This is a genomic window from Paenibacillus sp. FSL R5-0887, assembly GCF_038002305.1.
Taxonomy (GTDB): Bacteria; Bacillota; Bacilli; order Paenibacillales; family Paenibacillaceae; genus Paenibacillus_AQ; species Paenibacillus_AQ odorifer.
In genome coordinates, this window is sequence record NZ_JBBOCE010000001.1 from 3949527 (window position 1) to 3961649 (window position 12123).

The window sequence follows — 12123 nt, forward strand, 5'->3', positions numbered from 1 at the left end:
TACCCTTAAATCATGGACAAACAGATCTCATTGGAGGGGAAGAGTTATGCCGATTCTACAGACTGAAAATTTAAAAAAACACTATGGAAAGGTTGGCGCAAGCGTTAAGGCTTTGGACGGTATATCACTGTCAGTGGATAAAGGGGAGTTTGTCGCCATTGTCGGCACTAGCGGCAGCGGCAAAAGCACCCTTCTTCATATGCTTGGTGGATTAGATCGGGCAACAGAGGGCAAGGTTTACGTGGACGGGAATGATATTTTTACGATGAGTGATGAGAAGCTGACCATTTTTCGGCGCAGATCGGTGGGGTTTGTTTTTCAGAACTACAATTTGGTACCCATACTAAATGTGCGGGAGAATATTGTGCTGCCCATTGAACTGGACGGTGGCAAAATTGACGAAACTTATCTTGATCTAATCATCCGCACTTTAGGCTTGCAGGAAAAGATGAATACTCTACCTTCTAATCTGTCTGGCGGACAGCAGCAACGGGTGGCAATAGCCAGAGCATTGGCGACCAAACCTTCAATCATCTTAGCAGATGAACCTACAGGTAATCTGGACAGCAAAACAAGCCAAGAAGTGCTGATTTTACTTAAACAGATGAGTGAAAAATTCAACCAAACCATTGTGATGATCACACACAATGAACAAATTGCTCAAACTGCTGACCGTATTATCCGTATTGAAGATGGCGTCATTTTCACTGGAGAACTCCGTAGCTCCGGAGTGAGCCAGCCATGATCAGCACGAATAACCATAAGACCATTGCTACTTTAGCCAAAAAAAGCCTCAAAGCCAACCGTGCTCGCAATTTCACTATCATCTGTGCCATCGTACTGACTACGCTTTTGATCACCAGCGTGTTTACCTTGGCGCTCAGTATTAACAAATCGATGCAACGCGCACAAATGCAGACTACCGGCAGCGATTATCATGGAAGCTTCAAATATCTGAATCCTGCCGAGTTGGAGAAGCTGAAGAATCAACCATCCATCAAAGAGTATGGCGTCTTCCTTAAGGTTGGCGATATAAGCACCAGTCTGTTCAAGAATCACCGGGTAGAGGTCCTTCGAATTGACGAGAATTATGCCAAACACGGTTTTATCAACTTTATAGCCGGCGGACTGCCCTCCCAAGAGAATGAAATCGTCCTAAATACTTGGGCGCTTGACTTGCTAGGAGCAAAACATGAGTTAGGCCAGACTGTGAAGCTGGATATAGACATTGGTGAAAAAGTCATAAGCCAAGACTTTAAGCTCTCCGGATATTACGAAACCGATCAAAATTTGGCGATGTCAGGATTGGCTTTTGTATCCGAAGCATTTACACAGAAGAACATTTCCCATATTGACCCGGACATCTCTGAGGCAACGGGTTCTTATGTGAACACCGCAGGTCTAGGGGTGATGTTTAATAATTCTTATAATATTGAACAGAAGGTACAAAAGATTTTGACGGACACCGGCCTGGATGTACCTTATGGTGTCAATCCGGCTTATACAAGTGTTTCTCTCTCCGATAATCTACTGAATATCATTCCTTATGCAGTTGTCATTCTTATCACCATGCTGAGCGGCTATTTACTAATCTACAATATCTTTTTTATTTCCGTCGTGCGGGATGTCAAATTTTACGGGCTGCTAAAGACCATCGGTACCACACCCCGACAACTGAAAAAGATCATCTCCATTCAGGCCCGGTCACTTTATCTCGTCGCATTGCCTTTTGGATTGGGGTTCGGGTATCTGCTAGGTCTGCTGATTCTCCCGATGGCCTCCTCATTTTTAAACGGTTCTACTGATAATGTCTATTCTGCTAGCCCGTGGATATTTATTGGTGCAGCAGCATTCTCGTTTATGACAGTATGGATCGCCGCAAGCAAACCGGGCCGAATGGCTTCGCGAACCTCGCCGGTAGAGGCTGTAAAATTTGCCGGAGTCAGCAGCGGTGGAAAACGGAATGCCAAAAAATCAAAACATGGCGCAAAACTTCACAACATGGCGTTCTCCAACCTGTTCAGAAGCAAAAAGAAGCTGATCCTGATGCTCTCTTCACTCTCCTTGAGTATCATCTTGTTCAGTACCATTTTTACAGTAATTTCCTCACTGGATGTGAATAAATATCTGCGTGCCTTTATCTCCGGTGATTTTGTGGTTCAGAATGAAGTGCTAGTCAGTATTACAGGGCCTCGAGACGGTGATCCATATAAGCTTTCAGAGGAATTCGCCAACAATCTAAGTAAAATTGACGGTGTAGAAACTGTTGATAAGGTTTACCACAGATATGTTCCATCTCCTGTCGATGATGCTGTCCGGGCTATTTTGGAGCCAATGGCAGCTGCTGACCCACATCCTTATCTTCTCTCCACTTTAGAAAAGGTGGGGATGGTCTACAATCATTTATATGGATTAGATCCGGGCTGGTATGATCTTGTGGACAAGGATATTATTGAAGGGGAGTTTAACAGGCAGAAGTTTGCTTCAGGAAAATATGCGGTCATATCTGAGGCCATGTTTATAGAAGAAGATAGCTACCGCACCTATTATCATCCTGGAGATACAGTCACTTTCGAGAAGTCGGGTAAATCTTATGAAGTGATGGCAGTAGTAAAACATGATGCAGTATATGCTGCCACAACAAAATCTTACTCTATGTTAGGTTACAACATCTTCCTCCCTGCTTCGGAGCTGCAGAAGGAAATGCCGAAGGGTACAGATCCAGCCAATATCGTTTCAGCCACACTACATGTCGATCCGACTAAGCTGGACCAGGTAGAACAAGTGGTCAAAGCTTTAACAGATTCAACTGATGAATTAACTTTAAAATCAAGGGAGGATTACAAGGATGAGCTCGGTGGATTCATTCGCATTTTTCAAACCGTCGGGTATGGGCTTAGCCTGGTCATTGCTCTAATCGGGGTGCTGAATTATATCAACACTGTACTCACCGGGGTAGTCTCCCGCCGGAATGAACTTGCCATGCTGGAGAGTATTGGCATGACTAAAAAGCAGCTAAAACGTATGCTGATCCTTGAAGGATTCTACACCGTTTTGCTAACCGTCCTCATAACCTCAACATTAGGTGTATTGCTGACCTATAACCTTTCCAAAAGCATCACGGATAATATGGCCTTTATGGTATTTCAGATGAGTTGGCTGCCGTTTATCCTCACCGTTCCTATTTTGTTAATTCTCGCTTACACAGTGACACTGAGAGCCTATAAAACGTTATCCCAAGCATCCATTGTGGAACGGCTGAGAGAAGCCGAGTAATGTAAGACACACCTAAATACTCCTATTACAAAAAGGGCAGCCCGGTAAATATCGCCGGGCTGCCCTTTTTTATAGATCCATATTCAGCTTATTTAAACGCAGGCAACGCAATATCCGCGTAATTATCCTCAAGGAACTTCTTCACTTCAGGACCGCTGATCCGTTTAGCCAGCTTTTGAATGGCGTCAGAGTCCTTGTTATCTTCACGTGCCACCAAAGTAATTGTGAATTCGGAATCTTCGCCTTCCGTAATCAGTGCATCTTTCTTCGGTGTCAATCCTAGTGGGCTCGCATAAGCCGGAGTCATGGCTACCAGATCGCCATCATCAAGCATACGGGCCAGCATTAGGAGATCGACTTCTTCAAACTTGAATTTCTTTGGATTTTCAGTAATGTCTGCTTGTGTGGCTTGAATGCCTACGCCTTCTTTTAGCTTAATAAGATCAGCTGCAGCGAACATTTGCAATGAACGGCCGATGTTAGATGGATCATTAGCCATTACAAGCGTAGCCCCTTCAGGAAGATCAGCTATAGTCTTGTAACGTTTGGAGTATCCGCCATAAATAGCGTCATAAACAGGCTGTACCTCTACCAGATTAGAACCTTTGCTTTCATTATATTGCTTCATATAAGGAACGTGCTGGAAAAAGTTAGCGTCTACTTCTTTATTAGCCAACGCCTCATTAGGCTGCACATTATCAGAGAGAACAACGATCTCCAGATCAATGCCATCTTCCTTCAGGAGCGGCTTCACAATATCCAGAATTTCTGTCATAGGTGGGATCAGTGTAGCGATCTTTAATTTGGTTAACTCATCATTACTACCTTTTGCAGCATTGTTCTCGGCTGCTTTATTAGAGCCACAACCCGCTACGACCAATACCATTAATGTAAGCACAAGTATCATTGATTTTTTCATTAGTACTACTAACCCCCAGTTTATATATTGAACTATTTTGTATTACCGCTTATCCAACAGCCTTGCGATAGTCCCCCCGGTGAACTGAACCAATTGGACTAATACAATCATCACTAGAATGGCATAGATCATCACTTCCGTCTCAAAACGCTGATAACCATAACGGATAGCGAAATCACCAACCCCTCCCCCACCAACAACTCCCATCACGGTCGAGAAGGAGATAAAGCTAATTGTAGAAGTAGTAAGTCCAAGGACTAGACCCGAACGAGCTTCCACATACAGAAATTTAAAGATCAAGCCCAGCTTCGAGGCTCCCATCGATAATGCTGCTTCAATGACCCCTTTAGGAACCTCCAGCAACGACTGCTCCACTAACCGAGCATAATAGGCAATAGCGATTATAGATAATGGAACCGCTGCTGCAATCGTACCAATGGCGGTCCCGACCAGGAAACGAGTGACTGGAATTAGCGCAACGACCAGCAGCAGGAACGGAAAAGAGCGGATAATATTAACGATACTGTTGAGCACCAGAGACAACGTTGTATTCTCATAAAGCTGCCCTTTTCGGAAAAAAAACAACAAGGTACCCAGTGGAAGCCCCAGCAGCACGGCCGCTCCAACAGAAATACCAACCATCACAAAGGTTTCACCAATCGAATCCCACATCTGTGCCTGATATTGAAGTACACTATCAAACATGATCTTCCCCCGCTTTACCAAGAATCTGATCGCGGTATGTCCCGGTACTGGCTGCTGCTGGACGGAATTCACCGTCTTCACGAGAGAACGAATCTACAATGCGCCCTTTTTCCATCACCGATACATGAGTACATATGCTTTTGACAACATCCATCTCATGCGTAACAATGACAACCGTTACTCCAAGACTTGAATTCACATGCTTCAGCACGTTCAAGATATCTGTAGTGGTTCCTGGGTCCAGGGAGGACGTTGGCTCGTCACACAGTAATATTCCCGGACTGTTCGCTAGTGCGCGGGCAATCGCAACACGCTGACGTTGTCCTCCGCTGAGCTGTGCCGGATATTGTTTTGCCTTATCTGCCAGTCCAACAAAATCCAGACACTCCTTCACACGCTTCATTCGTTCATGCTTTGGGACATCTGCCAGCTCCAGCGGGATCGAAACATTCCGCTCTACAGTGACGTTATAAACAAGATTAAATTGTTGAAAGATCATTCCAATCTTTTGCCTTGCTTTACGCAGTGCTTTACTAGGCATTTCGGTCAGGTTGTGGCCATCTACGGTAACCGTTCCCTCATCCGGCTGTTCCAGAAGATTCATCAGTCGCAGCAGCGTAGATTTCCCCGCACCACTCTCACCAATGATCCCATGAATGCATCCCTGCTTTACCTCCAGCGATACCTCATCTACAGCCTGATAGATGCCTTCCTTCAGCTTGTACCCTTTACTTACCCGACTCAGCGACAGTATTAGAAGCTCCCCCTTCCTTTCCCTTATATAATGAACCTCCATCAAGTGAGACATTGTATTACAATTTTCTAAAATCTGTTTTATTAAAAATCTCCTTAAATAATAAGACATTTCTTCTGCTGTGTCATCATTTTTCTTTAAATGATATACCAGGAAGGTTGATGAAAACCTAAAAACCCTTTATACCGGGCTCTTTTTACACATTTATTAATAAAATAAAAAGGGTAGCAAAGATAATCCTTCCCTCTTGAAATCATGATTCTCCTATTGCCCCACCACTAAACGCTCCACTGTTAATATAGCCATATTTGGTTTTTTTAAGTGTATGAAATGCAGTTAAAGCTACATTTGGTTCGTTGGAGTGTGATTAAAGACCTGCTGTTACGCAAAAAAGGATGTCTTAGCCAATAGCTTAAGACATCCCATAATTCATATAGTAATCCCTGAATCCCTGATCTATCGAGTCCCATACTCGCTAAATCTTTTATGCCTTTTCGCCAAGCTCTCTGCGAATCTTCAAGAACACTTGGTAGCTGCGTTCCGCACATTCCGAAATCGCTATCGGATGAAATCCGGGCAGATCGGCATATAACGTATCGTGAAGCGGTTCGATCCATGAAGCCGGCAATTTACTTGCTCCAAGCTTCGCTCCCATAATTGAGCCCACAGTAGCCCCGTTACAGTCTGTATCCATTCCACCATATACGGAAGTGACAACTGTTTTTTCAAAGTCATTCCCGCCATAAACAAGCGACGCAGCTACAAGAGCAGCATTATTATTTGTATGGACTGCATCATAGTGGCTAAAAGTATCCCAAATGTTACGAACCAACTCCCGCTCACTTTTGGCCTTCTGCGCAATATCTATCCCCCGCAAAACATCACTGGCCAGACGACTGGTACGCGGAATCTCGCTAAGGCCAATCTCTAGGATCCGTTCATTATCCTTCTCTGCAAAAGCTGCCGATATCATCGCCGCGTTAAACATCTCACCGTAGATGCCATTTTTCACATGTGAAAATGAAGCGTCGCGCCAGCCTAGTTCTGCCGCAAGCTCAGGATAACCTGCTGCGCCATAAGCCAGTCCATCTGCGCGTATAGCGGCACCAATCCACTCGCGGTAAGGGTTTAAGTGCATCCGCACTCTTTCCTGCCGCACCAGCCAATCCGCAGGCTTCTCGCCATGCAGATGAGAGGTCTCCTGCGCAAAATTCATATATGACTGTGTCTCCGCCGTGCACACCTGACTATATGTTAAATGTGTATGCCACAGCTTTCCGATATCCCAAGAATCCCAGTTCAGACCCTTCTGCTCCAGCAGCATAAGACCCAGGACAGTGTAGCGAATATCGTCATCGCTTTCCATATACTTGATCGTCTCGCGGGTACTCGCATGTGTCCATTCACTTAAGCCAAGACCATATTCAGCCTCTGCCCGTGAATGCCCAGGCGTATAGCCAGTAATTGGCCAGGCGTCCGCACCCTGAAACCATAGCTCAATATTCTCCCAGCCCGGACGGCCATCTTTCCCATAGAGATAGTCCCAATACTCCAGCGGTTTCCCGAGTGCGCAGCCGACACTTCTACCGAGCCAGGCTCCATAGAACTTATCTCTCCATTCCGCCTCGCTCCAGTCCGCCTCAAGCTTACGTGGGCCTTCTGGACGTAGATGACGAATCTCCTCCAGAGAGGATGGCTCTTGATACGGAAAATCCTCACTGATCCTAAGCTCCATTAGCTCATTGTATACCTGCATCAGCTTGAGCTCATCGGCACCAGCAGCCGCTAGCTTATCCGCAAAACCCTCAATCAGACAACCTTCTTCTCCACGCTGAGCAATTTCAAACTGCACGGTCTCTTGAAGTCTCTCCCATCCTGCCATAGGCTACTTCCCTTCAGCCGCTAGCAGCAGCTCTTGATCAAGCTTTTCCAGTGAATCAAAGATCAGCTTCATAAATGCTTCCCGGTCAACGCCCACCAATACTTGCACATTCGCTGGACGATCCGTCTTCTTCCGTCTGTCTGCAACTGTCATTCCCCGCGTCAGCTTGCCTTCTGTCTCCACCGTTACATATAGATGCTCAGATTCAAATAGTTCCGGATGCAGCAGCCAGGCAACAGCACATGGATCATGCAGCGCACTGCCGACATAGCCCATTTTTTTACCGTAAATCGAATAGAAATCCAGCAATTCTCCGACCATTGTAGACACTGGTCCCCGCTCTTTCAATGCTAGGATCTCATCTTCAAAAATAGCAGCCTTATCGGTCACATCCAGACCACTCATTGTGATCGGAATCCCCGACTCAAACACAATACGGGCTGCTTCAGGATCTACATAGATATTAAACTCCGCAGTAGAGGTGACATTCCCATAAGAGATACCTCCCCCCATCAGTGAGATTTTTTCAATTCTGTCTTTAATCTCTGGATAAGCCGTGATTAGCAGTGCGATATTTGTTAAAGGAGCCATCGGCACGAGCGTAATCTTCTCCTCTGAAGAACGGATGATATTCAGCATAAACTCCACAGCACCCTGCTCTACAGGGCGGAATTTACTTGGAGGCAAAAGCGGCCCATCCATGCCCGATTCACCATGCGCTTCCTCACCTGTAACAAGCTTGCCGAACAGTGGGCCAGCAGCCCCTTTAGCTACAGGAATGTCAGCATTCACGAAGCTGATCACCTTCAGGGCGTTTTCCGTGATTTTATCTAAAATTTGGTTTCCACCAACCGTTGTAATCCCGCGCAGATCTAACTTCTCCGAATTTGCTATGGCAAGCAGTATCGCTATTGCGTCATCATGCCCTGGATCGCAGTCAATAATAATAGGTGTTGGCATAGGTACTCACTCCTTGGCTGTGTATCAATCATTTCAATCGCTATTTAACTAGCGGGCTTTTAAGTTTTTTATTCTTTTTTCGTGTCTCAGATACTGCGTAGATCACAAGTCCAATTACCGTGGCTACATAAGGAAGAGTGGCGATTAGCTCCGCAGGAATCTTTAACACCTGTAGCGCATTCGACAATGCATCTGCAGTACCAAATAATAAAGAGGTCAGCGCCGTGCCTACGGTCGTACTTCTTCCCATCGACTCAGCGGCAATGGCAATCCAGCCCCGGCCAGCGATCATATCGCGGGTAAACAGTGACAAATACCCCATCGACATATAAGCACCGCCTAAACCGGCAAAAAATCCGCTAAGCAGCAAAGCCATATACTGTATTTTCACAACACTTACACCCACGGATTGAGCCGCATGTGGATTTTCACCCACTGAACGAATGCGCAGTCCAAGCGGTGTACGGTTTAATAGATAGTAGACAACAAACACAGCCAATATAGAAACATACGTCAGAATGTGATGCCCCGATAAAATAGGTCCAAGCACCGGGATATCCTTCAACAAAGGAATCTGGACACTAGGCAGAACTTTACTCGCCAGAGAAGTGGAAGAACCCTTGTCGCCACTAAGCAGATAGAGGATAAACACAGTGCCTCCCGAAGCGAACATATTAATGGCCACACCCCCGAGAATGATATGTGTTTTGAATTTCAGGGTGAAAAAAGCTAATATTCCAGCGATCAATGTTCCAGACAGCACCGCCCCAAGCAGACCTACCCATGCGCTATGTGTATAGCTGCTTATGATGACACCCGCTAAAGCGGCAACAAGCATGATGCCCTCCATCCCAATGTTAATGATCCCTGCACGGTTGGAGATGAGTGCGCCGAGCGCGGCGAACAGAATCGGAGTCGTCACGCGAAGGACAGAGAACGCAAAGTCAGTTGTAAAAATCACATCAAACAAACTATTCACGCTTCCTTCGCCTCCTTCAAGAGCATCCGATTTTTCCAGAATTTCAGAAATTGCTCAGCCGAAATCAGAAGAATGATAATTGCCTGTATAATTGAGATCATCTCTGAAGGTACATCAGACAGACGCGCCATCATGTCAGCCCCAATTCGAATGTACGCTAGGAATAATGCAGAGCCGATTACGGACAGCGGATTATTTTTGGCTAACATCGCTACAAGGGCACCATCCAAACCATAACCAGGCAGTGACGTCCATTGGAAACGGTTATACATCCCCAGCACTTCTACGGAGCCCCCCATACCTGCGATAAAACCTGCAATCAAGTGGACGAGAATAATAACCTTGGCTGTCTTCATACCGGAATAACGGGCAAAGTCCCGGTTGATGCCTGTCATGCGCAGCTCATATCCCCATTTCGTTTTGTATAGGAATAGATGAGCTGCAATAATAAGCACGATAACGATAATAAGACCGGTATGAATACGGGTGCCCGAGACCATTTTACTCAGCAGTGCCGTTTTCTCGAATTTGTAGGATACATTGGCAAAAGCTTTAGCATCACGCAGATGATAGTTCAGTAGGTATAGCCCTACTCCGAACAAAATATTATTGAACATTAAGGATGTAACCAACTCATTAGCATTCCATTTTGCCTTCAGAATACCAGGTATTGCCGAGAGCAACGCTCCTACAATTGAACCTGCAGCAATAGCTACCATCGGATGCAGCCAGCCGTCCAGCGTTAAATGAATAGCCAATACGGAAGTTACAACACCGGAGAAATAGAAAATCCCTTCAGCTCCCAGGTTGAACATATTGGCTCGAAACAACAAGGATACTGCCAACCCAGTGAACATGAGCGGAATCGCCATCTCAATCACATTACCAATATGACCTTTACTGGATAACGGCTCTAATAGGAATATACCAATCGTCTTCACAGGCTGATTACTGACCAAAGAGATGATCAGAAAGGCAATAACGAGTGCAATAACGATTACCGCCGATGTCCGAATGTACTCAAAATATTTAACTTTAAACATGATTTACGGCCCTCCCGATGTGCTCCTCGTCCTGTCGATGAATCCCCAGCATATAAAGACCTAATTCTTCCTCACTAACCTTAGATGGCTCCTCGAAAAAGGCAACAATCTTACCCTCGTACATTACTAACAGACTATCGCTGATCTCCAAGATCTCATTCAAATCTGCCGACACTAGCAAAATCGCGCAATCGTCTGAACGTAATTCCAACAACTTTTGATGTATGAACTGGGCTGCGCCTATATCCACACCCCGTGTCGGCTGTTCTGCAATAAGCAGCTGCGGTTCAGTCGAACACTCTCTAGCTACGACTACCTTCTGCATGTTACCACCTGACAACATTCCTATGGGCTGAGAAGGTCCTGAACAGCGGACTTTAAATTCCTCTACAAGGGATACTGCTAGCTTGGCAATTCGTGAGCCATTCAAAAAAAGACCTTTATTCATTGCTTTTGTACGATACTGAGTAGATAGCAGATTATCAGCTATGCTTGCCTCACTAGCGATCCCTTGCCGCATCCGATCCTCCGGTATATAGGAAACGCCTAGCTTACGAATATCCAAAATATCCGATTCACGGATATCCTTTCCCTTCACTAGTACAGAGCCCTGACTTGAGACACCTCTCAAGCTACCTGTAAGAGCTTCAATGAGCTGTGTCTGCCCGTTGCCTTCTACACCAGCAATCCCAACGATCTGCCCACCACGTACCGCAAAATTGATATCCGACAATAATGCTTTGCCATCTGCATCATTCACACTGAGTCCCTGCACCGTTAGTATTGGCTCACTAACAGCCAGAATCTCTTTGTCATATTTCAGCACGACGTCTCTGCCGACCATTAGTCGCGAGATTTCCTGTTCTGTCACATCCTGTGTTTGAAAAACACCTTCACTACGGCCGCTGCGCATAATCGTAATTCTGTCGCAAATCGCTTTGACTTCCTTTAATTTGTGCGAAATAAAAACTATCGTATGGCCCTGTTCCCTTAATTGCTTAAGCTCGCGGAACAATTCCTCTGTTTCCTGTGGAGTCAACACCGCAGTTGGCTCATCAAGCACCAGAATTTTAGCACCACGCAGCAGCGCCTTAAGAATCTCAACCTTTTGTTTCATCCCAACTGTAAGATCCTCTACTTTTGCCTTTGGATCCACTGCCAGATTGTATTTCCTTGCGGTCTCTTCCGTCATGCGCACAGCCTCGGCATAATTAATGCCAACTCCTCTGCGCGGCTCCATACCCAGCACCATATTCTCTGCCACCGTAAAAGAAGGTACCAACATGAAATGCTGGTGGACCATGCCGATGCCTCTATCAATGGCGTCCTGAGCGGATTGCAGCTTTACTTTTTCACCCTTGATATAGATCTCGCCTTCACTTGGCTCTTCCATGCCGAACATAATCTTCATTAAAGTCGATTTACCTGCACCGTTCTCACCTGCAATCGCATGTATTTCTCCCTCACGTAAAGAAAAATGCACGTCTTTATTTGCAACGACGCCATTGGGATATACCTTGGTAATTCCCCGCATTTCCAGCAGAGCTGTGTACATAGGTCTCAACGCCTTTCAACTTGGAGGTCTGCAAAAATATACAGCTGGAA

10 protein-coding genes are annotated in these 12123 nt (G+C 45.7%); 2 read left to right on the forward strand and 8 right to left on the reverse strand.

Going from position 1 to position 12123, the window contains the following annotated elements; all coding sequences use genetic code 11:
* Positions 1-46: 46 nt before the first annotated feature.
* A complete protein-coding gene (locus MKY14_RS17545) occupies positions 47-745 on the forward strand; it encodes an ABC transporter ATP-binding protein (RefSeq protein ID WP_340976980.1) in 699 nt (232 codons plus the stop codon).
* Entirely contained in the window at positions 742-3276 is a 2535-nt protein-coding gene (locus MKY14_RS17550) for an ABC transporter permease (RefSeq protein ID WP_076281978.1), read from the forward strand. The genes MKY14_RS17545 and MKY14_RS17550 overlap by 4 nt, the downstream gene beginning before the upstream one ends.
* 88 nt (positions 3277-3364) lie before the next feature.
* Here MKY14_RS17550 and MKY14_RS17555 read toward each other — a convergent pair whose 3' ends face one another.
* The 8 genes from MKY14_RS17555 to MKY14_RS17590 form a co-directional block, all read right to left on the reverse strand.
* The gene (locus MKY14_RS17555; protein WP_036685556.1) at positions 3365-4195 is read right to left on the reverse strand and encodes a MetQ/NlpA family ABC transporter substrate-binding protein; all 831 of its coding nucleotides are present in this window, start codon (positions 4193-4195) and stop codon (positions 3365-3367) included.
* Positions 4196-4237: 42 nt separating this feature from the next.
* Positions 4238-4900, reverse strand: a complete 663-nt coding sequence (locus MKY14_RS17560; RefSeq protein ID WP_036685560.1) for a methionine ABC transporter permease — start codon at positions 4898-4900, stop codon at positions 4238-4240.
* Positions 4893-5654, reverse strand: a complete 762-nt coding sequence (locus MKY14_RS17565; RefSeq protein ID WP_081392555.1) for a methionine ABC transporter ATP-binding protein — start codon at positions 5652-5654, stop codon at positions 4893-4895. The genes MKY14_RS17560 and MKY14_RS17565 overlap by 8 nt, the downstream gene beginning before the upstream one ends.
* Positions 5655-6138: 484 nt before the next feature.
* Positions 6139-7536, reverse strand: a complete 1398-nt coding sequence (locus tag MKY14_RS17570; RefSeq protein ID WP_076310230.1) for an ADP-ribosylglycohydrolase family protein — start codon at positions 7534-7536, stop codon at positions 6139-6141.
* 3 nt (positions 7537-7539) lie between these two features.
* Complete coding sequence (locus tag MKY14_RS17575) at positions 7540-8496, reverse strand: nucleoside hydrolase (protein ID WP_076184827.1); 957 nt, start codon at positions 8494-8496, stop codon at positions 7540-7542.
* 40 nt (positions 8497-8536) lie between these two features.
* Complete coding sequence (locus tag MKY14_RS17580) at positions 8537-9475, reverse strand: ABC transporter permease (RefSeq protein ID WP_036685567.1); 939 nt, start codon at positions 9473-9475, stop codon at positions 8537-8539.
* Positions 9472-10518: an ABC transporter permease gene (locus MKY14_RS17585; protein ID WP_340976982.1), complete on the reverse strand. Its 1047-nt coding sequence runs from the start codon at positions 10516-10518 to the stop codon at positions 9472-9474. The genes MKY14_RS17580 and MKY14_RS17585 overlap by 4 nt, the downstream gene beginning before the upstream one ends.
* Positions 10511-12073, reverse strand: coding sequence for an ABC transporter ATP-binding protein (locus tag MKY14_RS17590; protein WP_076308849.1), 1563 nt, complete (start codon positions 12071-12073; stop codon positions 10511-10513). The genes MKY14_RS17585 and MKY14_RS17590 overlap by 8 nt, the downstream gene beginning before the upstream one ends.
* Positions 12074-12123: the final 50 nt, after the last annotated feature.

Coding starts and splice junctions, on each gene's coding strand:
- MKY14_RS17590 (WP_076308849.1), bottom strand. CDS start 12,073: ATGTACACAGCTCTGCTGGAAATGCGGGGAATTACCAAGGTATATCCC.
- MKY14_RS17575 (WP_076184827.1), bottom strand. CDS start 8,496: ATGCCAACACCTATTATTATTGACTGCGATCCAGGGCATGATGACGCA.
- MKY14_RS17550 (WP_076281978.1), top strand. CDS start 742: ATGATCAGCACGAATAACCATAAGACCATTGCTACTTTAGCCAAAAAA.
- MKY14_RS17585 (WP_340976982.1), bottom strand. CDS start 10,518: ATGTTTAAAGTTAAATATTTTGAGTACATTCGGACATCGGCGGTAATC.
- MKY14_RS17560 (WP_036685560.1), bottom strand. CDS start 4,900: ATGTTTGATAGTGTACTTCAATATCAGGCACAGATGTGGGATTCGATT.
- MKY14_RS17545 (WP_340976980.1), top strand. CDS start 47: ATGCCGATTCTACAGACTGAAAATTTAAAAAAACACTATGGAAAGGTT.
- MKY14_RS17555 (WP_036685556.1), bottom strand. CDS start 4,195: ATGAAAAAATCAATGATACTTGTGCTTACATTAATGGTATTGGTCGTA.
- MKY14_RS17570 (WP_076310230.1), bottom strand. CDS start 7,536: ATGGCAGGATGGGAGAGACTTCAAGAGACCGTGCAGTTTGAAATTGCT.